The organism is Paenibacillus cremeus, from assembly GCF_007786445.1.
GTDB lineage: Bacteria > Bacillota > Bacilli > Paenibacillales > NBRC-103111 > Paenibacillus_G > Paenibacillus_G cremeus.
Genome location: NZ_VNJI01000019.1, coordinates 1 through 25972 on the forward strand (window position 1 = coordinate 1; position 25972 = coordinate 25972).

The window sequence follows — 25972 nt, forward strand, 5'->3', positions numbered from 1 at the left end:
TGTTTGGCTCCATCTACACCCATCATAGGATTACCCTCCAAAGTAAAAAAGACCGTATAGAGATAAATTCTACACGGCCCTCCAAAAAACCTATTAAATTGATACGTTTGTCAACAGTCCCTAATATGCGGACCTGATTCGTCAACCTCCTCCCGAGGAGAAAAAAACATGGCACGTTATCCCGACTTACCTGCTTTTATATTTTCTAAAAGCGCTCTCAATTCGCTCACAATGTCAGGATGCTCACCGAACAAATTGTGCTGCTCGCTTACATCCGCTTCCATATCGTACAGCTGGCCGGGATAGTCATCCGAAGGCTGCCAGGCCGCAAAATCATAGCTGTTGCCGCCCGAGCCTCTGCAATCGATATATTTCCATTTGCCGCTTCGGATTGCCAGCGTGCCATTAAAGGAATGATGAACAATGGCCTCCCGAGCCTCCAATGGGGCAGTTGGATCGGTCAAACAGCTAAGGAAGCTGAAGCTGTCTTCTCCTGCATTCGTGGGCAGCCCGGTCCCTGTGATGTCCGCGCAGGTGGCGATGATGTCCGTCAGGCAGATCGGTTTGCTGCAGGTCGAGCTCTCGGGAATCCGGCCCTTCCACCAAGCAATAAACGGAACACGATGTCCGCCGTCCCATAAATCGCGCTTCATCCCTTTCAGGTGCCCGGATGGATGGTGTCCGTAATCCTCGCGCAGATGCAGCGTGATATTCTCCGCGCCATTGTCGCTCGTGACAATAAACAGCGTATTGTCCGCAACGCCGCAGCGCTCAAGGGTTTCTTTAATGATTCCTACCACTGCATCCGTTTGTCGGACAAAATCACCGTACTCGCCTGCTCCGCTGCTGTTCTTAAATTCATCGGTCGGTACAACCGGGGTGTGCGGGGAGTTCACTGGGAAATACAGCAAAAAGGGCTGTTCTGTGCCGCTTCGCTCTTCGATAAAGTGCACCGCTTCATTGGTGAGATCAGGCAGTACCTGCTCGTCTTCAAAGCCCGGAGCGATCCATCCGTCCCGGTTGCGGAAATATGGCCGACGGTCCCGCTCCCGCTTGTGCAGTGGAACGTCTGTGAATCGGCGATTCCGAATGTACACATAAGGCGGCATATCCAGCGATGCACTGATGCCAAAATAGTAATCGAAGCCCGCCCCGATCGGACCGCCTTGAATGTCCGCCTGCCAGTCGATCGTATCGCCTTCATTCTGATTGGCCACGACGCCATCTGTCGTAGGAAGTCCCATGCCCAGGTGCCATTTGCCGATACAGCCCGTGTAATAACCGGCTTGCTTCAGCAGCTTGGGCAGCGTCAGTCGATCCGGTTCAATCAGATCCGGGTCATAGCCGAACAAAACCCCTGCTTTCATCGGGGTTCTCCAGCAGTACCGTCCCGTGAGCAGCGCATATCTAGAGGGCGTACAAACGGCTGAGCTGGTATGCGCATCCGTGAACAGCATCCCTTCGTACGCCAGGTTATCCATATGGGGCGTTTCAATCTTGGAATTCGGATTACAGCATTTCACATCCCCGTATCCCAAATCGTCAGCCAAAATAATTACAATGTTCGGTCGATTACTGCTGCTCACGCTTTACCCCTCCTTCTTCGCCATGGATATCGCGTATCCACTCGTCTAGCTGCCGCTGAAGCTCAGCGACCACTTCAGGAAATTGCTCTGCCACGTTGTTTTGTTCGCTCAGATCGCTGGATAGGTCAAACAAACCCAGACTCGCGTCTCCTTCCATCCCCTTCGCACCTACCAGCAGCTTCCACTGCCCGCTGCGTACGGCGTGCTGATCGCCATTTTTCCAGAACAATGTCCTCGCACGTGGTGGAGTCTGATCCAGGAGGCATGACGCGAGGCTAACTCCGTCGAGCCTATGTCCTTCAGGCACAGCTGCACCGCAGATGTCCAGCATAGTCGGCATAATGTCGATGGAGATAACTGATTCACTGCACGTTGTCCCTGGCTTAATACGTCCGGGCCACCTGACAATGGCCGGTACGCGGTGACCGCCCTCCCATAGATCGTTTTTGTAGCCTCGCAAAGGTCCGTTGGAGCCGAGCGGCACACCGCCGTTATCGGAGAAGAATACGATCAAGGTGTCGCGATCCAAGTCCATCTGCTGTAACACATCAAGGATCTCACCGATGCCTTTGTCCATCTCCTGCACCATTTCGCGGTACGCTTCCTTCTGATCTTCACGGCTCCCCTTGGCGGGGAAGGTGCCACCGACCACTCGGTCCGCCTTGTCATTAGGCCCTTGGTACGGATAGTGTGGAGCCTCGTGAGCGACATAGAGCAAGAAGGGTCGGTCATTATTCTCGCGAATGAACTCAATCGAATGCTGCGTAACCAAATGTGTAACATACCCGGGCTCATCGACTAACTGGTCTTGATCCCACCAATCGCTGACTCCGGTTTGATCGATATGCGAAATGTAGTCCACATTCCCAGCCACGTAGCCTCTAAACTGATCAAAGCCATGATAAATCGGGTTAAATTGCTTCTCGTAGCCCAAATGCCATTTGCCGAAAACGGCCGTTGCATAGCCGCTGCCCTGCAATAGCTTGCTGACCGTGATCTCCTGCGGCTTCAATCCAAGATGGCGATGCTTCGCCGCGGTAATGACGCCGTCAATGCCGGCTCTTTGCTGGTAGCGACCGGTCAAGAGACCGGCTCGGGTCGGACTGCATACAGCGCCGCTCGAATGAAAATCCGTGAAGGCCATCCCTTCGGCAGCGAGCCGGTCAATATTCGGAGTATCGATCCATCCGTTGTAGCAGCTCGGGTCTCCATAGCCCATATCGTCGGCCAGAATGATAATGACATTCGGCTGCTTCCTCAGCTTCGAACTCGGTGTCACATCCAACACTCCTTCTTCATCCTTTAACGGAGCCCAGCAGTAGGCCTTGGGCAAAATGCTTTTGCAAGAACGGATAAATCAGTAAGATCGGTACGGTCGATACGATGATGATCGCATTTTTAATCGTATCCGACGGAGGGATGGCCTCACTGCTGCCTGCTTGATCGAACGCCCCGGAGGATAAAATGACGATCTGCCGCAGCAGCACCTGAATCGGCCACTTTTTCGAATCATTGATAAACATTATGGCGTTGAAGAACGAATTCCAATGATACACCGCGTAAAACAAAGCGAAGCTGGCCAGCGCCGGAGCAGACAACGGCAGGACGATGCGAATCAACGTCTGAAGCTCGTTGCAGCCATCCATTTTGGCGGATTCTTCGATCCCGTCCGGCAGCTGCTGGAAGAAATTTTTTAAGATGATTAAATAAAAAGGGCTCACAGCAAACGGGATAATGAGCGACCACAAGGAATCCAGCAGGCCCATGGTCTTCACGACGAGGAACAAGGGAATGATCCCGCCGTTGAACAGGATGGTAAACAATACCAGCATGAGCACCACGCGCCTGCCCTTTAGATCCTTCCGCGCCAGCGGATACGCCATCAAGGAGGTGAAGACGAGATTTACCAGGGTGCCGATGACAGTGATATACACACTGACCCCCAAGCTCCGTAAGGTCGTGGACGACGAGAAAATAAACTTATAAGCCGCAAGCGAATATTGGGTAGAGATGAGAATGAACGTCTTGCTAAGCGCCTGCTCGGCGGATGCGAAGGAGTTCAGCAAAATATACAGAAAAGGCACCAGCGTAACGATAGCCATCACGGTTAAGACTACATAGATGACTAGATCCAGCAGCTGGGATGCATAGGTTTTATCGGAAGGCATCTCTAGTACACCCCTTCTTCCCCAAGCTTCTTCGCACAATAATTGGCGCCAACGACCAAGATCAGCCCGATCACCGATTTGAACAGCCCCACCGCCGTACTGAAGCTGAAGCGCCCTTGCTGCACACCCATCCGATACACATACGTCTCGAACACTTCCCCTACTTCCCGGGTCATGCTGTTGAGGCTCAAGAAGATTTGCTCAAACCCGTTGTCGAGAAAATGGCCGAGCCGCAGCACCAGCAAAATCACGATCGTACTACGGATCGCCGGAAGCGTAATGTGCCATATTTGACGCAGGCGCCCTGCCCCATCCATTCGCGCGGCTTCGTAGAGCTGTGGGTCGACGCCGGCCAGCGCCGCCAGGAAAATAATCGTGCCCCAGCCGGTATCCTTCCAGATCACCTCCGACATGATCATCGTACGAAACCAGTCCGCGCTGACGAGAAAATTCACCTTTTGCCCGCCGAACTTGGCGATCAGCTCGTTGATGACTCCGCCCTCCGTCGTAAAAAATACATAGGCCATACCGATGACGACCACCCAGGATACGAAGTGAGGGATGTAGATCATCGTTTGTACGAACCGTTTAAACACTGCGATTCTCACTTCGTTAAGCATTAGTGCGACAAGGATCGGCAGCGGGAAATAAAAGGCTATGTTATAGACCGCCAGAATCGCCGTATTACGGAACAGCTGCCAGAACGCGCTGTCGGAGAAAAACTCGCGAAAATGCTCTACCCCGGCCCACTGACTGTGTAAGAACCCGAGGAATGGCTGGTAGTTTTGAAACGCGATTAGTACACCCCACATCGGGATATATTTGAACAGGATAAAATACAACACACCCGGCAGCAGCATGAGATAGGACCATTTATTTTTGAGCACGTAACTGAATAAAGAGCCTCGTTTGGGCAAGCGATACGCAGCATGGGACTGGATGGACGAATTACTTGCCGATTTTGGCATACTGTTCCTCATACTCCTTAATCAATTTGTCGCCGTTGCTGCTGCGCCACTTTTGAATCGCATCGTTCCAGCCTTTCTCATCCAGCTGCCCCATGATGTATTTCGTTCTCGCGTCGTCGATAATTTTGGGATCCACTACCGTTTTGGACGTGAAGGGGGTGGAGAGGTCGTTGATGATTTTCAACTCTTTATCGGTCACGACACTGGCGATCTCCGCGTCAAAAGAGTTGAGTCCGGCAGACACCCGGTCGGTGATTCCGTCCGCCACCATAATCCAGCGAAGCGGTACGACATCATTCGTAAACGCCTTGGCGTCCAGCAGGGTATTCTTGCCGTTTTCGACCTTGTAATGCTTGCCCTCGATGCCCAAAGCGACTAGCTTCTTCATGTCGTCGTCGGCCAATTTATCGAAGAAGGCCAGAATCTTTTTTAATTGCGCTTCCGTCTTGACGCTGCTCTTCGGAATCATGAATTCTCCGTTAAAGCCAGCGCCAGCCGAGGTTCTGTATTCCCCAGTCGGACCTTTCATCCGGTCGAACAGCGTTAATTTGGCTTTCGGATCGGCATCAGCCAGCGGATTGAACTGCCCGTTCGTCAGCTGAGCGAAGGCCCCTGCGAATAAGCCGCCCTTCCCTTTATTGATGTAATCAATCAATTGATTCTGTGTGACGACGGCAAAGTCCTCATTGATCAGCTTCTCGCTGTACAGCTTTTTCATAAAATTCATCGCATCGAAGTAAGGCTTCGTCATGAAGGCCGGGGTAAACTTGCCGTCTACCACTCCCCAGCTGTTCGGCGCTCCCATCCAAACCGCAACCCGGCCAAACGCACTGCCGTCGCTCGTTTCCACCAGCCCAACCGTATCGTTTTTGCCGTTTTTGTCCGGGTCGTTATTCTTGAAGGCCTTGATCGTCTCGTAGTATTCGTCCAGCGTTTGCGGGATTTTCATGCCCAGATTGTCCAGCCAATCCTTGCGGATAATAATCGTCGACTCATTATTGCTTCGGAGCGACGGAATGCTGTACGCCTTCCCTTCAAAGGCTACGTTGTAGAGCGCATCCTTCCCAATCGTTTTGCTAAGGTTCGGATAGTCCTTCAGATAAGGTCCCACCTCCCAGAACGCGCCGGAGCGCACAGCGTCAACGATATTGTCCAGCTTGGTGGTTCCTCTTCGCGGGACGAGAATAACATTAGGGAGATTGCCGGAAGCGAGAGTTGTATTCACTTTTTCCTCATAGGACGGGTTGGGTGCCCAGTTGATTTTCAGCTTGGTGTTCGTGTGCTTCTCAATGATCCCAAAGGCCTCGTCGGCAGTAGGAGGCTGTGCGCTGTAGTATTTCAAGAGAAAGCTGATTTCGGTGGGACCGGTATCCTCTTGCTTGGTCTGAGCCTGCTGCTGAGTCCCTGCGGCGGGTGCACTTGACGAGCTGCAGCCGGCTAAAGCTCCCGAGAAGCCGAGCAGAAACACTAGCGGCAGCCCGACGGCTCGCGAGCTGGTGATGGGTTTCATTTTCATTTTTGTAACCCTCCCTGAAAAATCTATGGTTCGGAGGAAGCCCCCTTAGGGTCAGCGTATCGCCGCAGAACGTTATCCGTCTATACTCCAAGGGGAACTATTTACGCCCTCGAGCGCCGTCAATCCTTAGGGAACTAGAGGGATATCCTTAGGGAACCTTGAAATGATCGGGCGGCCGATCCGCTTCATAACGATCCTTGAATTCACTGGGAGAGCTCCCCACCACCCGTCGAAAGGAGCGGCTGAAATTTTGCAGGTTGCTGTACTTCAATCGGTCGGCAATCTCAGTGATTGTCATATCGGTCTCGAGCAGCCATTCCTTAGCCTTCTGGATCCGGTACTGCAGTAAATAGTCGCTAAAATTGATGCCTGTATCGTGACGGAATACGCGTTTGATGTAATTTGGGTGGTAATTGAGCCGGGCGGCGCATGATTCCAGCGTGAGGTCTTTATCATAATCGAGCTGAACGATGTCGATCATGTGCTCGGATATTTTTTTATTTTGCAGGTCGCGGCGTCTGGACATGATACGTACCATCGGCCGGAGGATGGCGTGAAGAAACCATTGTTCGGTATCCTGTCTCGTCTTCAGTTCAAAAAATTGATCAAACACCGACGCTTTTTCATCCTGCAGTGCAGGAAAGCTCTCCCCTGTTTTCAGGACCTCCTTGATCAAATCATTCAACAATCCTGCGAGCAAAACTTGATATTGCTTATAAGAGATATTGTGCTCCGCCAAGCTTTGCAAGCAGTCCAGAAGCGCTTGGGTTGCTGCCTTTTCATCCGCCAGCTTGAGCGCATCCATCAGGCTCTTCACGGCTTGATCCGGTATGAACAAGTGACTGTGCCGCTCCGGTCGTACTTCTTCAATCCAAAGGATCGTGCCGGTGCCCGCTCGAAACTTGTACTGTAAAGCTTCCATGCTTTCATCAAAAGCAGTCGAAGCACCGGATAGTTCCGGAAATACCCGACTGAGCCCTATGCTGACCTTCAAGCCGAGAAACTGTTCCACTTGACTTTGCAGCAGGGAAGCAAACACGTAGATCTCCTCGGTGAAATGCTCCTTCGCCGGGTGGTCCCCTCCAAGCAGCAGCACCACGGATTTGTGAACGACCATCGCATGATACAGCTTGCTGTGGGGAATGACTTCGTAGGCGATGTTATGAATCGCGAACAAAAGCAAGTCCACGTCCCGCTGCGTATACCGCGTCTCTTTCAATTCGTCGATGTCCACCGCCATCACACACATATGCTTCCACGGCCCGGCAAACCCGTACATGACCGAGGTAGGCTGGATTTCCTCTGCTCTGACTTTTCCTTCATACAGCTGAAGCACGAACAAATCCTTCAGCTGGGGCAGCTGCCTTTCGCTGCGGCGGAGCAGCTCGGTTTGGCCATCCAGCAGCGAGCTGAAGCGGCTCGAAAGAATTTGAAACTCATCCTTCCAATGCCCCGGTTTGAGCTCCTTGTTGGAATGCACGGCCGATTGATACAGCTGAAGAATCGGGGTGTACATCCGGCGGGAGATGAAGATCGAGATCAGCAGCGTTACCATAAAAATACCGACACACGTCCACAGCGTGATCCAGCCGATCTCTTTGGAGCCGCTCAGGATGGTGGCGACCGGCGTTTTGGACACATACGTCCAGCCGTTGTAATCCGACTTGCGGACAAGCACCGCTTCATCCCCGGACTTCGTGTGCATTGTCAAATACCCGGAGTCACCGGGCAGCTCGGCCAATTGCGTGGACAATGGTGTGCCCGATAAATCAGCTCCCAGCGCGGCATTTCGATTATCCAGCAAAACCCGGTTACGCTGATCCAGAATCAGATAGTCCCCAAGCAACTTGTCGGTCTTGATCAATCTGCTCAGGTCGCTGAACGGGATTCTCACAATGATAAATTCGTAATGCTCGGCAAAATCCGTCGGGGTTTTCTTGAGAAACCGTACGCCGCCGGAAGAAGGATTCGAGTTCAGCTCGTCCGGATCCAGCGACCATGAGGTATTTTGTTTGATCTCTCGAAAGCTTTGGCTTTCCTGCGGCTCCAAGCTTCTCAAGCCATTGTTATTGATCAGCCAGCCCTTCTCGAAATTCACTAAGGAAATATCGGATATCGGCAAATCGATCGTCTGCAGCCTTTTCAATTCCTTGGACAGCTGATTCACCACGTCAAACTGGCGGAACGTGAGTGCTTGCCCCAGGCTGTCACCCACGAGTGGGGAGCTGCTAAACTGTACGACGGAGCGCTCGATCGTTTTTAACATTTGTTCGACCCGCATTTGATTTTGCAGCAAAATTTGTTCATTCGCCTTGTAAATCGTTTCTTGCACCGAGGACGTCAGCTTGATATACGAGAATAGCCCCAGGGTGAGCACAGGGAAAATGCTGAGAAATAAACTGAAGACGATCAGCTTGAACAAAAATTTCGGAAAGCGCATTTCAGCCCCCACCCCATCAGCGGATTCCGGCATGTTATCTAGTGCTTTTGCTAGTAAAATTAATACTATATGCTTGTTCGGATTGGAATATATGCTTCACGGATGGAAAAGAAAAAAGCCGCAGCTGGATGCGACTTTTCACAGGTTAGGTTCCGATATAACCTTTTCGGCAAAATATAAAATAGAAAAAGCTGCCATCCTTGATTGATGATAGGCAGCCTTTAGTGAGTATATGTTAATTAAAAAAACGTACGAACCGGCGATCCGGCTAAATAGGCCTCAATATCCTCCACCGCATCCTTGTAAAAAGCATCATAATTTGCCCTCGATACATACCCAAGGTGCGGCGTAGTCAGCAGATTCGGAAGCGATCGGTACATATGGTCCTGCGGCAGCGGCTCCACATCGAACACATCGACGGCAGCACCGGCGATCCAGCCCTCCTGTAACGCCTCGGCAAGAGCAGCTTGATCTACAATCGGCGCTCTGGACGTATTGATCAAATATGCCGTGGGACGCATCCGCTTCAGGTCTTCGGCTCCGATCAGCCCTCGGGTCCGGTCGCTTAAGACCAGATGTATCGAGACAAAGTCGCTGCTCTCCAGCAGCTCTTCCTTCGAAGCGGCTAATCTCACGCCAGCCTCATCGGCCCGCTCTTGGGTTAAATTTTGGCTCCACGCCACCACATCCATGCCGAACGCTTGGCCAAATTTGGCGATCTTGGTGCCCAGCTTGCCGAGTCCAAGCACGCCTAGCGTCTTGCCGTACAAATCCGTTCCAATCGTGCTTTGCCACTGACCGCTGCGAATCGCGTTATGCTCCTGCACAATGCTGCGCGCAACCCCCAAAATCAAAGCCCATGTGAGCTCAGCAGTCGAGTTTCCAGCGCCTCCCGTGCCGCAGACCGTAATGCCTTGCGCTTTGGCCGCAGCCAGATCGATCGATGCATTGCGCATGCCTGTCGTAACCAGTAACTTCAGGTTCGGAAGCTTGGCCAGAAGGTCGGCCCGGAACGGCGTTCGTTCGCGCATAATGACGACAATTTCGCAGTTCCCAATCTCTTCGATCAGCTCTTCCTGTTGATCGATATGCCGATGGATGCTCTTAACCTCCACCTGATCCAAAATCGGCGACCAATCCGCTGACGTCAACGCCACTTGCTGATAATCGTCCAAAATCGCACAGCGCAGCTTCATTCTATTTTGCCTCCTTTGTAGTAAACCTTTGCTCGTACCACTTTCACATCAATTCTAGTATACCCTCGCCCAATCGCTATGTAAAAATAACTACTGAAGCGTCGGAATCGACGGCGAACGCAGCTGAATCAACCCCGTACGGTATCCGCGCCTTAGCAGGAACGTGGCATTTTTCAAGCACGGCTGAAAATGTCCGCCCAGCACGGCATCGGCCTCCATGCGGGATAAGCGCTTGAGCGATTGCAGGTAATCTTCGGCGTTAAAATCCTCTGCCACTGTGACCCCGAGCTTCGGCTGCCCGTTCGGACCAGGCATCACCGTATCTCCGGTGAACATGATCACTTGATCCCGCAGCTGCAGCCGGTACACAACGGAGCCTCGAGAGTGACCAGGAGTGTGCAGCACCTCAAACCGGAGCCCGGCTATCTCCAACATCTCTCCGTCTTTCACTTTCTGATCCACCGGGCACGGCACAAAATCCTGCTGGTAGGAGTAATACAACACGCGCTCGTCCCCGGTCTCCACACCTTCCGCATCCCCGCACCCGGCCACGAGCTGAACGCCTCGTTTGCTGAACACATGGGCATTGCCGCTGTGGTCAAAATGCGAATGTGTCAGCAGCAGATGGCTGACCGGATATTGGTCCAGCCCCCACACCGCCAGATTGCGCTCGATCAGCCCCAGATCCTCGCTGCCCGTCCCACAGTCGATCAGCACTATGGCATCCTCTCCCTTAACCGCATAAGCGTTGGAAGATACGCCGTAAGCTTGACCTGTTAGAAGATAAATGTCTTTAATGATTTGCATGGTTAAGTAATCACTCCTCAGCAGCTTCATCATCTCGGTTTCACTTTCCTAGCCCCATTTTACCACAGTCCTTTGTCTGCAAAACAAAAAAGCCGTGATTTACACGGCTCCGATCAGACGTTAACCTCCGGATTTACACAATGCGTCAGCCTTTTCCCAAGCAAGCCATCTAAGATATGAACTGCGGCGATCTCAGCCATTTTCATTCTGGTTTCCACATTGGCGCTGCCGATATGCGGTAAAGCAATCACGTTGTCAAGCTGTAATAAGGGGTGATCTGGAGAAATGGGCTCTTTTTCGAATACGTCCAAGCCTGCAGCCCATATTTTCCCATCCTTTAATGCGGAATAAAGCGCTTGCTCATCCACATTCGCACCTCGTGAAGTATTTATAAAGACAGCATTTGACTTCATTAAACTAAACTCTCTGGCCCCAATCATTTTGTAGGTTTCCGGTGTGGAGGGAGCAAGCATAACGATAAAATCCGATTGCTTGAGCAAGCTATCCAGGTCTTTGTACTTGGCCCCCAGCCTCTGCTCGGCATGGACCTTGCGATTACGGTTAAAATACAACAGGTTCATGTCAAAGCCCAGTGCTCTTCTCGCAACGCCCTCGCCGATCCGGCCCATACCGATAATGCCGAGTGTGGCACCTTGGACTTTTTGGCCGGTGAGAAGCATGGGTCCCCAGCTTTTCCATTGCCCTGCTTTAATGTAATTCATACCTTCAACCACTCTTCGTGCAGACGACAGCAGTAGAGAAAAGGTTAAGTCCGCCACGGCCTCCGTCAGTACATCCGGGGTGTGACCCACTGGTATCCCTCTCCGGGTAGCCTCGGCAATATCAATGTTGTTAAACCCGACCGCCATCGTACTAATGACTTTTAGCCGCTCTGCATGCTGGATCAGCTCCCGGTCAATCCGGTCTGAGACATTGGTAAAAATAGCGTCCGCCTGCCTACTTTCCTTCAATAACAGCTCATGAGGCATGGGCTCATCTTCATGTTCCCACATGTGAATCTCGAGCTGGCTGTCTTCGAATAGCTTCACGATGCTCTGAGGTATTTTACGGGTTATCAAAACCTTCATTTGTTGTCACCCTAACCGAAGAATAGACTTACAATGCCTGGTAAAGCATTTCCATAAAGCTATTCAATTTGGGAACACGCGGATTGTTGCGGATAATTCTCTCGATCGTCAATGCCTTTTCAGCGATTTCAGGAATGTGCTCCTTCGTAATGCCAATGGCTGACAGCTTGGTGGGCAAGCCGGTTTGTTCCAAAAGCTTGAATACTTCATTAACAGCGCTTTGAGCTGCTTCTGCATCGCTTAATCCGGCTGTATTTACTTGAAACGCTTTCGCGATTTTGCTCATTTTACCAGCTTCCACAGAAGCATTATATTGCATCACATACGGAAGCAGCAGTCCCGTTACTTCTCCATGCGGTGATTTCACCAATCCGCCAATCGGATAAGCCAGTGCGTGAGCCGCTGCCGTACCCGCATTGGAGAACGCCATTCCAGCCAATAAGCTGCCTAGCATCATATTGGACCTGGCCTCCAGGTTGCTGCCTTGATGAACCGCAATCGTCAAATTTTGGTGAATGAGCTCTATCGCCTGCAGGGCGAGCGCATCACTGACCGGATTGGCGCCCTGAAAAAGAATCTCACCCTCGGCTTCAATATATTTATAATTTTTCGCGGTATACGCTTCAATGGCGTGTGCCAGAGCATCAATTCCGGAGCAGGCTGTAACATAGGGAGGTAATTTCAACGTAAGCTCCGGGTCCAAAAGCGCGACCGCAGGACGCAAATAATTGTTGGAAATCCCCACCTTCATATTCGTATCGGTATCCGTTACCACCGCAATGGAGGTGACTTCAGATCCGGTACCCGCCGTTGTCGGGATGGCAATTAACGGCGCAATCGGACATGGGATCGCATTTTCGCCGAAATAATCCTTCGGATGCCCTCCATGAGCCGTTAGCAAGGCAACAATTTTGGCTAGATCGATACTGCTCCCCCCGCCTAAACCGATAATCGCGTCCGTGCTGGGTTGTCTTTTGGCAAACTCATAGCACTCGAGCGCACTTGTAACTGGCGGCTCTGGAACAGCCTGGTCGTAGACGATGACTTGATAATCACTTTCGTTCAGGACATGAAGCACCCGATCTAATATCCCTGACTTCACAATCCCTTGATCTGTAATAAGCAATACGTTTTTGGCATTGAATCGCTTAAGGATGCTATTCAACTTGTGAATCGCGCCAGGTCCAAAAACGACCCTCTCTGTCGAAAAAAACTCCCAGGATTGTCTCATATACGGAGCCTCACTTTATAGATTGATCACTACGATTCGCTCTTCCGTCATTTCTTGCACGGCATAACTTGGCCCTTCTTTACCAAACCCGCTGTCCTTAATCCCGCCATAGGGCATGATGTCCGCACGGTATGTGGATACATCGTTTATAATCACGCCGCCGAACTCCAGCACTCTGGCCGCCTTGAACGCTAACTGCAAGTTAGAAGTAAATAACCCCGCCTGCAAGCCAAATTGGGACCGGTTAGCCGCTTCGAGTGCTTGATCAATATCGTCATATTGGATCAAGCTAACTACAGGTGCAAACACCTCCTGGCAGACGACCTTCATCTCTTCCGTAGCACCGATCAATAAGGTCGGATGCAGAACGGCTCCCTCTCGGACTCCTCCACATAGGACCTTCGCACCTTGTTGCACTGCTTCATGAATCCACGTCTCTGCCCGAATGGCCTCGGACTCCGAAATCATCGGGCCCACGTCGGTGTCTTCCTGCTCCGGATTTCCAACCTTCAGGCTGTTAGCAGCTTGGACGGCCTTTTCTACAAATTCATCATATATGTCACGATGAACATACACTCGCTGCACGGAAATGCAGGCTTGACCGGCATTGGAAACCCCCTTGGTCACACAGAGCTGAGCCGCCTTCATGAGGTCCGGAGCATCCTTGTGAACTATATTCGGAGAGTTATTGCCCAATTCCAGCGTAACCTTTCGGATTCCCGTTTGACTTTTAATTTGCCTGCCTACTTCAGGACTCCCTGTGAAAGTAAACATCGCAATCCGCTCATCCTCCAGCAGATACTTCCCAGTTTCTCGGCCTGAGCCGTTGATAACATTAAGAAAGCCTCCCGGCAAACCGGCCTCCAATAAAATTTGAGCCATGGTGAGGGCAATGATCGGAGTCACGCCAGCAGGCTTTAAAACCACCGTATTGCCTGCAGCGATCGCTGGAGCAATTTTGTGTGCAACCAAATTGAAAGGAAAATTAAACGGAGTGATGGCGCAAATGACCCCCACAGGAACCCGGATTGTAAATGCGAGTTTGCCCTCATTGCCGGGCTGTCCTTGAATGGGAACTTCTTTCCCCGCTAAGCGTTTGCCTTCTTCAGCAGAAGCGATAAAGGTTTGAATCCCCCGATCAATCTCCGCCCGAGCGTCCTTAAGCACCTTCCCGCCTTCTCGCACAATGATGAATGCCAGCTCTTCTTTCCGCTGTTTAAAAATTTCCGCCGCCCGGGTTAAAATCTCATAGCGTTCATAAGGCGCCAGCTGCTTCGTTTTAAACGTTTCCAGGGCGTTGCTGACGGCATAGTGGACATCCTCTTTAGAAGATTTGGCGACGTAAGCCATCGTTTCCCCGCTAAATTTATGTACCACGGGGATCGTTTCCTTCCCAGCCACCCACTCGCCTCCTATTAAATTGCCATACACGGGCGTATTCGATTGCGTTGAATTCATAGCTACAAACCTCCTTTTTTAGATTAAAAGACAGACACCACTGACGACATCACCGGAAACGGAAGAAGCAAAAATCGTTTCCGTAAGATGAACCAATGGTATCCAGCGAGACATATTAAGATATGCGGTACTTAGCAATAAACGTCTCGGAAACTTCCGTGCCCATGCCCGGTGTGTCCGGCAATAAAATTTCACCATTCTCCATCTTAAGCTTCGTGACGTACATGGAATTATCTTGATTTTTCAAGCTCCCGCTTTCCAAGTAAATCGCATTCGGGATGGCGCAGAGTGCATTGACATTCGCGGGGCCGCCTCCGTGGCTGGCAAGCTTTAATCCCGCGGCTTCCGTGATGGCGGCGATATCCAGCCATTCCGTCAAACCGCCGGCACGCCGGTTATCCGGCTGATAAATGGACGCTGCTCCAGTCCGAACCGCATCATAAAACTCATACCGAGTATAGTAATTTTCACCGATAGCCAGCGGGATGCTTAGCTTAGCGGATAGACGGGCTTGGCTTTCCTTATGCTGTGGAATCATCGGCTCTTCGTACCAATACATTCCGAGCTCTTCATAAGCTTTTCCGCGTGTCAGAGCTTCCACTTCGTCAAACGCTTGATTAGCATCCACCATAAGTCGTATATTAGGACCTACCTCGTTTTGGATCTGCTTAATCCGGCGAATGTCGTCCTCCAGCGAATATTTGCCGACCTTTAATTTCAGAGCGCGGAATCCCTCCTCGACGGCCTCGACGCACCGATCAACATATTCCTTTTCCGTTTCGTAATACCATCCAACCATAGCATAAGCTGGAATCCGGTCCCTGTGCGCTCCCACAACAAGTCCCGTCGGTTTACCTAACGCCTTGCCTACAATATCCCACACGCAGGTATCCAAAGCAGCGATAGCGAATTGAGCCACACCCTCAACACCATGATAATCGGCGGAGCCCCATAATTTTTGACGAATTTTCCGCGAGAAGAAAGGATCCTCACCGATCAGCAAAGGGGCCAATTCTTTTTCCAAGATCACCTTGACGATATCGCAGGTGGCGCCGACTCTCCCGATGCCCGTGGTAGCGTAGCCGGTAATGCCTTCATCCGTAAACACCTTCGTGACAACACAGCCTCCCGCATCATACGTATGCAGTGCATCGGACACCTTTCTCTTGCTTCCCGTATTCAAAATGATTGCTTCTACGCCTGTAATTTTCAAAATCAACACCTCGCAAATAGTTTTTTTAGTTACGGTAAGCCATCCGTCTCAGCCTTTAATGCCCGATGTAGCAATGCCGGCGATAATATAGCGCTGACAGAATAAATAGAACAAAATAATCGGCAATTCCGCGACTAATGCTCCGGCCATCAACAAATGCCATTGGGTGCCGAACTCTCCTTCAAAGGTTCTCAAGCCCACCTGAATAGGCTGCAAATTCACATTATCGATCACTAGGAGCGGCCAAAGGAATGAATTCCACTCTTGCAAAAAATTAAAGATCGCCAGTGTGATAAGCGCGGGCTTAGATAAGGGCAGCATGATATTCCAATAAATTCGAAACCGGCTGCAGCCGTCGATTCTCGCCGCTTCCTCCAGCTCCTTCGGTACGGTCATAAAAAACTGCCGCATCATGAAAATACCGAAGGCGGTAAAAATGCTTGGAATAATTAAGGCGTTATACGTATTGATCCAGCCCAAGTACTTCATGATGAGGAAATTCGGAATCATCGTGACCTGCTGCGGAATCATCAAGGCGCTTAAAAACATGTAAAACAATACGTTTTTGCCCAGAAAATTCAATCTCGCAAAGGCATAAGCAGCCATCGTACATACGATCAGCGCAGCGGTGGTAGTGGTTACCGATACAAAGAACGTATTTAGAATAAATCGAGCCAAGGGAATAACAACAAACACCTGCTCGTAATTATTAAAGCGAAAAACGTTCGGAATCCAGCGGATCGGGATTTCCATGGACTCGTTGAGATTTTTAAAGGATGTAGAAATCATCCAAAGAAAAGGCAGCACCATGATGCCGGCACCCGCCGCCAAAAAGACATAGGAAATCATGTGAGTCCATCTCGTCATGACCTGGGTAGAAGTCCTCATGGTTTAAGCGGCCTCCCTTCGATGATTAATATAGGATTGCAGCAAGGTAAAGATCAGAATGATGACGAAAAGCACCCACGCGATCGCCGAGGCGTAGCCCATATTGAAAAACTTAAAGCCTTGTTGATAAACGTACAGTACGAGCGTATTGGTCGCGTTTCCAGGTCCTCCTTCAGTCATGATCAGCGCAAAGCCAAACACCTGAAACGAGTTGATGATGGCGATCACGGTAATGAAAAATGTGGTTGGCCTCAGCAAAGGCACGGTTACGTGCCAGAACGAGTTCCAACGATTAGAGCCGTCGATGGAGGCCGCTTCATAAAGCTCTTTTGGAATATTTTGCAGCCCTGCCAAAAAGATGACCATGTTGTAGCCGATTGTTTTCCAGATCGCAACAATCATGATGGATGGCAAAGCCCACTCCACGCCGCCGATCCATGAGGGAGGATTGGCCACAGCCAATCCCCGCAAAATGACGTTAATGAGTCCCACATCCGGATTAAAAATCCAGCGCCAAACTAACGAAATCGCCACCGTCGACGTAATAACAGGCAAGAAATACACGGCTCTCCAGAAGGCTACACCCTTAAGCTGCTGATTGAGCACTACGGCTGCAATCAATCCCAGGCCGATCCCAAACGGTACGACGGCAATCACATAGAGCACGGTGTTTTTTAATGAGGTAATAAAGATATCATCATCTGTAAATAGCCTAATGAAGTTGCTCAATCCGATAAATTTAGGAGGAGAAAGGATATTCCAGTCATAAAACGATAAGACAAGAGATGAAACCAACGGGATCGTGGTAAACAGTAAAAAGCCGATTATACAGGGCAGCAGAAAGTAATAGGCCACCATTGTTTCACTTAACCAAAACTTCCTCGACATGGTTCACCTCAGCTTGGTTATTTCAGTAATGGCTGCACTTCCTTCTCGATCTTGGCAATCGTGTCATCCAAGTTGGCATTTTTGTCTAAGAGGTAGAGCTGAAGATATTTTTTCGTGATAGCGTCAATCTGTGTCCATTTCGGATGCTTTGGCAGCACTCGACCGTTCTTAGCATAAGCTTCCAATGCGATATCGCGGTTGACTTTGAACAAATCCGGGGACAAGAATTTCGTTTTATCGTTCATAACGCTTTGCCGTACGGGGGCGGAGAAACCCGTGCTGACCAAAATGGCTTGGCCTTCCGGTCCGTTAATGAATTTTTCCAGCTCCCATGCCGCTTCCTTATTTTTGCTGGCCTTCGGAATGGCGAGACCGGTTGGGGAAATGGCGCCTTCTCTGCTTTTCGGACCTTGAGCCAAAAGCGCAACATCCCATTTGAAAGGCGCATTTTGCAGGTTTACAATAAAGGATCCTGCGTCGATATGCATGGCAACCTTTTGATTCAGAAACAAGTCCTTCGGAGCTGTGCTTGTATACGTGCTGGGGTTAGGCGTTGCGTTATATTTATAAATCAGATCGTGCATGTATTGTAATCCTTGTTTGCTTTCCTTGGAGCCGAGCGTAAACTGCTTGCCATCAGCGCTAAAATAGTCTCCACCCGCCTGCCATATATAGCTTAGATACGAAGTGGAAACCTCCCCTTGGAAGCCAAACCCATAAGTCCGCTTATTGGGATCGTTGTCATTTTTGGTTAACTTTTGTGCAGCTTCGGCAAACTTATCCCATGTCCAAGAGCTGTCAGGGTAAGGTACTCCCGCTGCGTCAAACATATCCTTGTTGTAGAAAATGGTTCGCCCGGAGGCATTTCTCGGAAGCGCGTATTGTTCGCCATTGTATTCAAGCGCTTTCATCATTCGATCAAAGTTATCGCCCAGGTTCTCCTTATCCCAGTCCCGCTTTACCCATTGGGTCACGGGCTCGAGTACTCCACTGGCCGCAAATGAAATCAAATCGGCCGTCGAAAAGTTAATCAGATCGGGCTGTGTTCCACCGGCGAACTGGGTCTGAATCTTGGTTAAATATTCCGCATCAAGAATATGTACAGGCTCTACCTTAATGTTGGGATACTTTTTCATGAAGGCGTTAACTACATTGATGTGAAGCTCTTTGGTCGCGGGATCGCCCCAGAAGGAATATTTGATGCTCCCGGAGATATCCTTAGGATCTTTTGCTGCCGTAGCCGCAGCCGTCGCTGCAGGCGCTGCCGCCGGCTGATCCTTCTTCTCACTATTCGCTGCTGGAGCTGGCGTATTGGTCGCGGTCGGATTGGCCGGGGCACCGCACGCTGCCAAAGTAAGCGCTAGCGAGGTTAAAGCAATGGATGATTTTAAAAGCTTTTTCATGTTTCGATCGACCTCCCATGATTAGGTGAGCTGGTTAAAGCTTCTGAAATCTCTCAAGTAATCGCTTTCAGAATTATTTAATCACAGACTTCGATCCCTTTTCATCAGAAGATCAACCGAAAACTACTCCTATATGAATCGATAATTTGTACATTTGCACAAAAACGTTTTTGGAGATTTGGAGTCCTGCACAGCAGCAGTGGATCTCAACTCTTAGCGTAGTCCGTCGATCCCCTTACGATTAATTGACATGGAAACGTTACTGGTGCCGGATGTTCCTTTGGATCCTCGATCATGCGGATTAAAAATTCCGTGGCTAATTTGCCCTGTTCATACTTCATCAGATTTACCGTCGTAAGGGGCGGTTGAGCGTATTTTCCCTCTTTGGTATCCCCAAAGCCTACGATGGAAATATCCTCTGGTACCTGTAACCCGCGCGATCTAAGAATATCAATAACCGTCAAAGCCATCGTATCGCTTGCAACAAAAATAGCGGTCACATCGGGCACGGTGTCCATTATTTTTTTTGCGGCTTCACGCGCCCCATTCTCGGTAAAATAGCCAAACTGCATGAGCTGTGAATCCAGCAGAATCCCTGTCTCATGTAATGCGGAAATGTACCCGTTCACCCGGTCGACTCCAGCCTTGCCGTAAGTATCTCCCCCGATGAAGCCAATTTTTCGATGTCCCAGCCCGATCAAATGTAAAACGGCATCTTTTGTGCCTTGAAAATTGTCGCATTCGGCGTAGGAGCAGCGCTCTCCATCCAATTTGAAGTTCACGGTAACGCAGGGAACGCCTAAACGCTCAAGCTCGGCGATTTGATCCTTCTTCTTCTTCTCCTCGCGATTAAGAATAAGGAACGCTCCGTCGACGCTTCTTTCCCGGCATAAAGTGGCATACGTGGCACGCTCTTTGTTTCGATTGGAAAAGATCAACAGATCGTATCCCGCATTTCCAGCAACGGTTCTTACGGCATTGATTTCTTGAATATATGCATCAAAATTTGAACTGATTTGGTCTCCACAAAATAGCGCTATCAAATGGGTCTTCCTCATCACCAGGCTCCTGGCGGAAGAATTGGGAAAATAATTCAACTCTTCTGCTACCTGCATAATCTTAAGCCTGGTTTCCTGATTAACGTCGGCGTAATTGTTGAGCGCTCTTGACACGGTTGATACAGATACTCCAGTACGTTTCGCGATCTCTCTTATGGACATGAGCTTGATATCTTCCTTCCATGTAGTATTTATCCAGCATTTTGAAATTTCTGTATTGATTAAAAGGAGGACGCTGTTTATAATTACCAGTACAAAAACGTTTTTGGTACAATTATAAATGAGATTAAGTTAATGTCAACATGAACCCGTTCGGGGAGGCGCCATTATGATATTGACTTCCGAGCTCGTCGCACCTATATTGAAGCAGCTCAGCTCTATTTTTGAAAGCGTTATTAATGTTACCGATCCTAATGGAAACATCCTCGCCAGCACCGATCCCCAGAAAATCAATACGGTGCTGCCTGAAGCGCTCGAAGCGCAAAAAGCCGGTGCCGAGAAGGTCCTTCAGCTTGCGCATACGAACTCGGTCCACATTATATTGCCTATCGAGCTATACCATCGGGTTGTGGGAGCCTTAAGCATTGAATACCATGGCGAGTTGGATATCGTGCTTCCGGTTGCCCGGGTCATTCGCGTCAATTTGCAGCTTTCGCTTGAACAATACCATATGCAGCAAAAGCAGCAATATCAAAAAAAAGCGGAAGAAGCATGGCTTTTCGATTTAATCAACCCGAACAGGTTTAACTCGGCGGAGCTGGAGGCTTTCGCGGAAACGATTCAAATCAAATGCACGGTAAAACGATCCATTCTGCTGGTCCACATTCGTGAGCTGACGATGATCAAAGATGCTGAGCAGCTGTCAGAGAAAAAAAGCAAATTGATGTCCTCCATCAGCTCTATTCTGCCAAGCCAAGGCTTGGCAACCTTTTGCGGTGACAGCCGTCTGCTGCTCTGTTTGCCTCTGCTTGGAGATGCTGGAGTTTCAGAGAAAGCGTTCGCTGATAAGCTGAAGCTTTTATTCGAAAAGTCGGATTATCATGTTTGTATTGGAATTGGTGAAAGGCTGGAAGGCGTTGAGGGTTATCGCGATTCCTATTTTCAAGCCCTTCAATGCATCTCTTTGCATCAAAAGCTGCTGCAGGGCATAGGCATCTCCCATATTAACGATTGGGGTCTCGTTCGGCTAATGGACAGTATCCCGAATAAAATTCGTCAAAAGTTCGCCGATCATTATGATACGTTTCTTATGAAGTTAAGCGCGGAGCAGGAAGAAACGCTCGAAGCGTTCCTCGAATCCGACCTTAGCGTGAAAGAAGCTGCAGACCGGCTTCACCTGCACCGCAACACCTTACTGTATCGGCTTGATAAGTTAGCCGAACAAATGAAATTGGACCCTAAGAAATTTAATGATGCGATCATCTATAAGTTACTGCTCATTTGTAAGAGCTTGAATAAATGAAGCCCCCGCGGACATTTGCTCCATTGTCCTTCGAGGGCCCCTCTTATACATATACGACGACCAAGCCTGACTCCACTTTGACCGGATACGTCTCTACGCTGACCGATTCTTCCTCGGACTCGATCACTACTTCGTAGGTTTTTACATTGCATTTATGCGGATCGTAAATCGATTTGCCGTTCGTAATGTCAAATTCCCAGCCATGCCATGGGCAGCGTACAATCTCCCCCTCCCGGCCATACAAGTATTGGCCTGGCTCCGATGGAAGGGTCATACCGGTAACCCTGCCTAAACATAGTGGCGCATTTTGATGCGGACATGTGTTTTTTAAAGCATAAAATTGCTGATTCACATGAAATACACCTATGGATCTTCCCTCAAGCATGACGATTTTTCTGCTGCCAGCAGGCATCTCTGTCACTGTTCCTACGACGTGCCTCCCCATACGGTTCCCCCCCTATTCCAAGTGGTAAAATTCCTTGGCGTTCTGATAAAATATACGCTGATATAAAGCGTCAGGTAATTTGGGAAACGCATACTTCGGAGAATCAAAGTCAAAGTGAGGATAATCGCTGGCAAACATCAAAATATGCTCTGCATCCATGGCATCCAAAATATTGAGCAGGTGCGCGTCGTTATTAGGACGTTCCAACGGTTGAGATGTAACCCGAACATGATCTCTTAAGTATTCACTCGGCAGCTTTTTTAGCCACGGAACCTCATATCTTAATGCCTTATAGTTTGCATCCAGTCTCCACATGAGAGGCGCTAACCAGGATACGCCACCTTCGACCAGCACCACTTGCAAGCCAGGGAAGCGTTCAAACACACCTTCCGTCAGCATGCTGACAAGATGCGATGCAAACGAATTGCTCAGCAGCGTGAACCACTCAATAAAATGTGTGGGGTATCCTACCGTCGGTGCGTCATTAATTCCTACACTGTCGGTACCCGGATGGATGGCAAATGGGAGACCGTATTTCTGACATGCTTCGAAAATGGGATAATACTGACGCTGTCCAAATGCCACCCGTGAACCGGAATCCGTCATGACTTGAACGAAATGAGGGTGCCCTGCCCATTTTTCAATCTCTTTCGCAGCGGCGAGCGGATCTTGATGGGCGATCGTGATAGAACCCTTGTACACCCCGTCTTCATTGTTATTATCCAGCCACTTATCTGCAAGCCATTGATTATATGCGGCAGCAATGGCAGTGGCAAAGTCCGGATCAGGCAGCCAATTGCAAAAGGCTCTCGGCATCAGGATGGCATACTGGATACCATAAACATCAAGGTGATGCCGCCTTAAGTATGCAGGGTCGCTACCGGATGGGCCACCGCTTGGCGTTCTCGCGTCCATCCTCCCGTTATTCACCGGATTATTATACATTCCTCTGCCGGCGCCGCTATATCGTTCCTTCCAAGGTTGTTCCAAATAGTGCTTAATTTCATCAATGCTTGTCGGGTACGGGTGTACGTCACAATCAATGATCCCTTGTTTCCTTGCCATGTTATCCTCTCCTATAGTCAAACTACGGCTCTAGAACCATCTTATAGAAGAGAGGCTTGCAATACATCGGATTAATTTCTAAAAAAACGAAGGGTAAGCGTACGAACATTGTGTGCTTGCACAAACCTACCACTCCGCCAGCCGCTCGGGCAGCGGGTCTACCGTCCATGCCATGCGATCGGTCAGCAGCTCCAGCAAGCGAAGCTTTTCCTTCCCGTAGTACGGATAATGATATAAATTGCGGTGCTCCTTCGGGTCCAGCAGCAGATCGTACAGCTCGCCCTCACCCGCAGAATGGACGCGAACCAGCTTATACCGGCCGTCGAACACCATCGTGCATTGCGGCGGCAGCTCCGGATGCCACGGCTGGGCGTTATAATACTCACAGTAGACGCTGTCCCTGTGCTTATTCAACTCCGTCTCCCCTGTTAGCAGGGACCACAAGGAGCGTCCCTGAATACCAGGGTACAGCGGCAGGCTTGAAGCCTCCAGCAGCGTCGGGGCCAGGTCAACTAGCTCGACCAATGCCTTGCTGCGCCGCCCACCAGCCACTTTTCCAGGCCAAGCGATCATAAGCGGTACGCGCACCAGCTCTTCGTAGAAGTAGGGACCCTTCCAGTAAATGCCGTGATCGCCCAGCATTTCCCCATGATCGGACATGAAAATGATGATCGTATTGTCCAGCTCACCGGACTGCTCGAGCTCATCCAACAGCCGACCTACCTGGGTGTCCAAATGCTCCACCATCGCCCATTGGGATGCGCGTGCAGCTCGATGCTCCAGCTCCGACATTTCCCGATACCGGAACATCGCGTTAAAATTATACGCATTCTCGCTATCAATGCGCTGATACCGCGGCTTGTTGTCCAGCTCACCTTCAATGTAATTCGGCAGCGGGATCTGCTCGCCCAACGCCATATACTTCTCCATCAGCTCCTTGGGCGGATCAAACGGATGATGGGGATCGAAATAATTGACGGAGAAAAACCACGGATTGCCATGTCTTCGGTTGGCGCGGATGAACGAGATCGCTTCATCGGTGCACCATGTCCCCTGCCGATTCTCCGGATCGTTGCCATAGAACGTCTGCCGGACGCCAGGAATGGGTTCGCGTTTTAGAGTAGCTCCCTTCTTTTCCAGCCACTGCAAGTAATCATCGAGTGCCCAAGCGTGGCCGCCAACCGCATGAGACCAATGAAACGCGTGGTAACCGTCATCGATGCGCTCCTCTACCCCCTTGCAAATATCCGGATGACATGGAGCCAAATGCAGCTTCCCGGCTAATCCGCAAACATACCCTTGCTCGGCGAACAGTTTGGACACCAGCTTTTCGTCGTCCGGAATTTTCTGTCCGTTCTGTCTGCACCTGGTTGTTCGCGAATAGCGGCCTGTCATGAAGCTGGCCCGGCTCGGCGTACAAACCGGACTTTGGCAATAGGCTTGCTCGAACAAGACTCCCATCTCAGCCAGCCGGTCAATATTCGCTGTGTCGACGATCGAGTTCCCGTAGCAGTGCAGTGTATCCGTGCGCTGCTGATCCGTACAAATCCAAAGAATATTTGGCTTCATCCCCATCATCTCCTATGCTCTAAAACGCAGAACGTTCCATGACATCGGTTCCAATTCGACTGTGCAAAAGCTATGGTTCACAGCAACCGTCTCCAGCTGCTCGGGAACTACGCGGGTCTGATCTGTAGACGAATTGTACGCACCGCCATCCTCATGCTTCATCACTAAGCGCTCGCACAAAGTGTACTCCCCCCCGAAGCCCCGAAGCTCCAGAGACAGCTCCAACGCGTCCGAGCTGCTTCGGTTCACCGCGAAGATCGTCAGGTCCCCCGTTTGCTCATCCATGACCGCCACAGAATCGAGCATAGGCGCATCCGTAAAATGCTGCGTGGTCACAGCCGGAACCTCTGCCTGAACGTTCATCGCAATGCCTCGCCCAAAGAGTGACGCATGCAAATACGGGTAATACACCGATTGCTTCCAAGCCGTTCCATCCGAAGAGGTCATGACCGGACCAAAAACATTAACGAGCTGGGCTAAGCAGGCGATTTTGACGCGATCGCTGTGCTTGAGCAGCGAAATGATCATATTGCCGAACACGACGGCATCGGCCATCGAGTAATTGCCCTCGCACAGTGCAGGCGCAAACGTCCAAGGCTCGACGTCGTTCTTTTTCCAATTGCCGGGTACCACATTCCACTCGTCAAAGGAAAGGTTCATCACCTTACTCGAGCGCTTTTTCGCTTTCACATAGTCACAGGTGGCCGTGATGGATTCAATATACCGGTCCATCTGGATCCCTTTGAGCAAGTAATTGTCCAGGTCGTCCTCTTTGTTGTCGATGTACAAATGCACCGAGAGATAATCGGCTTGCTCGTAGATCAGCTCCATCACCGTCGCATCCCACTGTGGGAACGTTGGAAGGTTCATACTAGAGCTCCCGCAGGCCACCAGCTCAATCGATGGATCGATCCGCTTCATTACCTTGGCGGTTTCTCGGGCCAGTACCCCGTATTCCTCCGCCGACTTGTTGCATATCTGCCACGGACCGTCCATCTCGTTGCCGAGGCACCATACCTTGTAATCATACGGCTCCGTCCGGCCATGCTTCTTCCTAAGCTCACTGAAGGCGGTGCCGCCCTTCACATTGCAGTACTCCAGCAGCTGAGCTGCAGCTTCCACGCCTCGGGTGCCGAGGTTGACGGCCATCATAACCTCCGAACCGGCCCGATCCGCCCAGCCGTGAAATTCGTTCAACCCGACTTCGTTGGGCTCAATGCTCTTCCAAGCCGCGTCCATACGTACCGGACGCTCTGCCTTCGGACCGACGCTGTCCTCCCAGCGAAAGCCTGAGACAAAGTTGCCGCCAGGATAGCGGATCATCGGAACCTGAAGCTCCTGAACCATAGCCAGCACATCCTGCCGGAAGCCGCTCGCATCCGCTTCTGCATGCTTAGGATCATAGATGCCGCCATAGACGCAGCGACCCATATGCTCAATAAATCCTCCATAGATGCGAGGATCGATCCGGGAGATCGTATAGTCCCGGTCGATCACCGCTTTTCCCCGTTGAACAGCCATTG

21 protein-coding genes are annotated in these 25972 nt (G+C 50.5%); 1 reads left to right on the top strand and 20 read right to left on the bottom strand.

What is annotated here, in order from left to right; all coding sequences use genetic code 11:
- Positions 1–176: 176 nt before the first annotated feature.
- From FPZ49_RS16140 to FPZ49_RS16215, 16 genes are all read right to left on the bottom strand, one after another.
- Positions 177–1586 carry a sulfatase family protein gene (locus FPZ49_RS16140; RefSeq protein WP_144848518.1) on the bottom strand — a complete coding sequence of 470 codons (1410 nt, stop codon included), beginning with the start codon at positions 1584–1586 and terminating at the stop codon, positions 177–179.
- Positions 1573–2865 carry a sulfatase-like hydrolase/transferase gene (locus FPZ49_RS16145; protein WP_144848521.1) on the bottom strand — a complete coding sequence of 431 codons (1293 nt, stop codon included), beginning with the start codon at positions 2863–2865 and terminating at the stop codon, positions 1573–1575. The genes FPZ49_RS16140 and FPZ49_RS16145 overlap by 14 nt, the downstream gene beginning before the upstream one ends.
- Before the next feature lie 16 nt (positions 2866–2881).
- Entirely contained in the window at positions 2882–3754 is an 873-nt protein-coding gene (locus tag FPZ49_RS16150; RefSeq protein WP_144848522.1) for a carbohydrate ABC transporter permease, read from the bottom strand.
- Between the two features lie 2 nt (positions 3755–3756).
- Positions 3757–4722: an ABC transporter permease gene (locus FPZ49_RS16155; RefSeq protein WP_391563828.1), complete on the bottom strand. Its 966-nt coding sequence runs from the start codon at positions 4720–4722 to the stop codon at positions 3757–3759.
- Positions 4703–6238, bottom strand: a complete 1536-nt coding sequence (locus FPZ49_RS16160) for an extracellular solute-binding protein (RefSeq protein ID WP_144848528.1) — start codon at positions 6236–6238, stop codon at positions 4703–4705. The genes FPZ49_RS16155 and FPZ49_RS16160 overlap by 20 nt, the downstream gene beginning before the upstream one ends.
- 148 nt (positions 6239–6386) lie before the next feature.
- Positions 6387–8678 carry a helix-turn-helix domain-containing protein gene (locus FPZ49_RS16165; RefSeq protein WP_186445861.1) on the bottom strand — a complete coding sequence of 764 codons (2292 nt, stop codon included), beginning with the start codon at positions 8676–8678 and terminating at the stop codon, positions 6387–6389.
- Between the two features lie 239 nt (positions 8679–8917).
- Positions 8918–9874 (bottom strand): D-2-hydroxyacid dehydrogenase family protein, encoded by a 957-nt coding sequence (locus FPZ49_RS16170; protein ID WP_144848533.1) that lies wholly within the window; start codon positions 9872–9874, stop codon positions 8918–8920.
- Between the two features lie 90 nt (positions 9875–9964).
- Positions 9965–10681, bottom strand: a complete 717-nt coding sequence (locus FPZ49_RS16175; protein WP_186445862.1) for an MBL fold metallo-hydrolase — start codon at positions 10679–10681, stop codon at positions 9965–9967.
- A 113-nt stretch (positions 10682–10794) separates the two neighbouring features.
- The gene (locus FPZ49_RS16180) at positions 10795–11769 is read right to left on the bottom strand and encodes a 2-hydroxyacid dehydrogenase (protein ID WP_144848539.1); all 975 of its coding nucleotides are present in this window, start codon (positions 11767–11769) and stop codon (positions 10795–10797) included.
- A 28-nt stretch (positions 11770–11797) separates the two neighbouring features.
- Positions 11798–13000, bottom strand: a complete 1203-nt coding sequence (locus FPZ49_RS16185) for a hydroxyacid-oxoacid transhydrogenase (RefSeq protein WP_144848542.1) — start codon at positions 12998–13000, stop codon at positions 11798–11800.
- 15 nt (positions 13001–13015) lie between these two features.
- A complete protein-coding gene (locus FPZ49_RS16190) occupies positions 13016–14458 on the bottom strand; it encodes an aldehyde dehydrogenase family protein (RefSeq protein WP_144848545.1) in 1443 nt (480 codons plus the stop codon).
- Positions 14459–14573: 115 nt separating this feature from the next.
- Positions 14574–15671, bottom strand: a complete 1098-nt coding sequence (locus FPZ49_RS16195; RefSeq protein WP_144848548.1) for a mandelate racemase/muconate lactonizing enzyme family protein — start codon at positions 15669–15671, stop codon at positions 14574–14576.
- Positions 15672–15719: 48 nt separating this feature from the next.
- Entirely contained in the window at positions 15720–16559 is an 840-nt protein-coding gene (locus FPZ49_RS16200; protein WP_144848551.1) for a carbohydrate ABC transporter permease, read from the bottom strand.
- 3 nt (positions 16560–16562) lie between these two features.
- Complete coding sequence (locus FPZ49_RS16205) at positions 16563–17447, bottom strand: carbohydrate ABC transporter permease (RefSeq protein ID WP_144848554.1); 885 nt, start codon at positions 17445–17447, stop codon at positions 16563–16565.
- A 17-nt stretch (positions 17448–17464) separates the two neighbouring features.
- Entirely contained in the window at positions 17465–18850 is a 1386-nt protein-coding gene (locus tag FPZ49_RS16210) for an ABC transporter substrate-binding protein (RefSeq protein ID WP_144848557.1), read from the bottom strand.
- Between the two features lie 206 nt (positions 18851–19056).
- Positions 19057–20070, bottom strand: a complete 1014-nt coding sequence (locus FPZ49_RS16215) for a LacI family DNA-binding transcriptional regulator (RefSeq protein WP_144848559.1) — start codon at positions 20068–20070, stop codon at positions 19057–19059.
- Between the two features lie 166 nt (positions 20071–20236).
- Between FPZ49_RS16215 and FPZ49_RS16220 the strand changes: the two genes are divergently transcribed.
- Positions 20237–21370: a helix-turn-helix domain-containing protein gene (locus tag FPZ49_RS16220; protein WP_144848562.1), complete on the top strand. Its 1134-nt coding sequence runs from the start codon at positions 20237–20239 to the stop codon at positions 21368–21370.
- 43 nt (positions 21371–21413) lie between these two features.
- Here the strand turns inward: FPZ49_RS16220 and FPZ49_RS16225 are convergent, their stop codons facing one another.
- The 4 genes from FPZ49_RS16225 to arfA all read right to left on the bottom strand — a co-directional run bounded on the left by FPZ49_RS16225 (position 21414) and on the right by arfA (position 25970).
- The gene (locus FPZ49_RS16225; RefSeq protein ID WP_144848564.1) at positions 21414–21815 is read right to left on the bottom strand and encodes a Rieske (2Fe-2S) protein; all 402 of its coding nucleotides are present in this window, start codon (positions 21813–21815) and stop codon (positions 21414–21416) included.
- A 12-nt stretch (positions 21816–21827) separates the two neighbouring features.
- Complete coding sequence (locus FPZ49_RS16230) at positions 21828–22880, bottom strand: amidohydrolase family protein (protein ID WP_144848567.1); 1053 nt, start codon at positions 22878–22880, stop codon at positions 21828–21830.
- Between the two features lie 126 nt (positions 22881–23006).
- The gene (locus FPZ49_RS16235; RefSeq protein ID WP_222429919.1) at positions 23007–24449 is read right to left on the bottom strand and encodes a sulfatase family protein; all 1443 of its coding nucleotides are present in this window, start codon (positions 24447–24449) and stop codon (positions 23007–23009) included.
- Between the two features lie 12 nt (positions 24450–24461).
- On the bottom strand, positions 24462–25970 hold the full coding sequence (gene arfA / locus FPZ49_RS16240) for an arabinosylfuranosidase ArfA (RefSeq protein WP_144848570.1): 1509 nt from the start codon (positions 25968–25970) through the stop codon (positions 24462–24464).
- Positions 25971–25972: the final 2 nt, after the last annotated feature.

What these genes read in the sequence shown, in the direction of transcription:
- FPZ49_RS16200 (WP_144848551.1), bottom strand. Translation starts at nt 16,559, where the DNA reads ATGAGGACTTCTACCCAGGTCATGACGAGATGGACTCACATGATTTCC.
- FPZ49_RS16170 (WP_144848533.1), bottom strand. Translation starts at nt 9,874, where the DNA reads ATGAAGCTGCGCTGTGCGATTTTGGACGATTATCAGCAAGTGGCGTTG.
- FPZ49_RS16180 (WP_144848539.1), bottom strand. Translation starts at nt 11,769, where the DNA reads ATGAAGGTTTTGATAACCCGTAAAATACCTCAGAGCATCGTGAAGCTA.
- FPZ49_RS16210 (WP_144848557.1), bottom strand. Translation starts at nt 18,850, where the DNA reads ATGAAAAAGCTTTTAAAATCATCCATTGCTTTAACCTCGCTAGCGCTT.
- FPZ49_RS16225 (WP_144848564.1), bottom strand. Translation starts at nt 21,815, where the DNA reads ATGGGGAGGCACGTCGTAGGAACAGTGACAGAGATGCCTGCTGGCAGC.
- FPZ49_RS16155 (WP_391563828.1), bottom strand. Translation starts at nt 4,722, where the DNA reads ATGCCAAAATCGGCAAGTAATTCGTCCATCCAGTCCCATGCTGCGTAT.
- FPZ49_RS16160 (WP_144848528.1), bottom strand. Translation starts at nt 6,238, where the DNA reads ATGAAAATGAAACCCATCACCAGCTCGCGAGCCGTCGGGCTGCCGCTA.
- arfA (WP_144848570.1), bottom strand. Translation starts at nt 25,970, where the DNA reads ATGGCTGTTCAACGGGGAAAAGCGGTGATCGACCGGGACTATACGATC.
- FPZ49_RS16190 (WP_144848545.1), bottom strand. Translation starts at nt 14,458, where the DNA reads ATGAATTCAACGCAATCGAATACGCCCGTGTATGGCAATTTAATAGGA.
- FPZ49_RS16220 (WP_144848562.1), top strand. Translation starts at nt 20,237, where the DNA reads ATGATATTGACTTCCGAGCTCGTCGCACCTATATTGAAGCAGCTCAGC.
- FPZ49_RS16175 (WP_186445862.1), bottom strand. Translation starts at nt 10,681, where the DNA reads ATGCAAATCATTAAAGACATTTATCTTCTAACAGGTCAAGCTTACGGC.
- FPZ49_RS16235 (WP_222429919.1), bottom strand. Translation starts at nt 24,449, where the DNA reads ATGAAGCCAAATATTCTTTGGATTTGTACGGATCAGCAGCGCACGGAT.
- FPZ49_RS16205 (WP_144848554.1), bottom strand. Translation starts at nt 17,447, where the DNA reads ATGTCGAGGAAGTTTTGGTTAAGTGAAACAATGGTGGCCTATTACTTT.
- FPZ49_RS16150 (WP_144848522.1), bottom strand. Translation starts at nt 3,754, where the DNA reads ATGCCTTCCGATAAAACCTATGCATCCCAGCTGCTGGATCTAGTCATC.
- FPZ49_RS16230 (WP_144848567.1), bottom strand. Translation starts at nt 22,880, where the DNA reads ATGGCAAGGAAACAAGGGATCATTGATTGTGACGTACACCCGTACCCG.
- FPZ49_RS16165 (WP_186445861.1), bottom strand. Translation starts at nt 8,678, where the DNA reads ATGCGCTTTCCGAAATTTTTGTTCAAGCTGATCGTCTTCAGTTTATTT.
- FPZ49_RS16185 (WP_144848542.1), bottom strand. Translation starts at nt 13,000, where the DNA reads ATGAGACAATCCTGGGAGTTTTTTTCGACAGAGAGGGTCGTTTTTGGA.
- FPZ49_RS16215 (WP_144848559.1), bottom strand. Translation starts at nt 20,070, where the DNA reads ATGTCCATAAGAGAGATCGCGAAACGTACTGGAGTATCTGTATCAACC.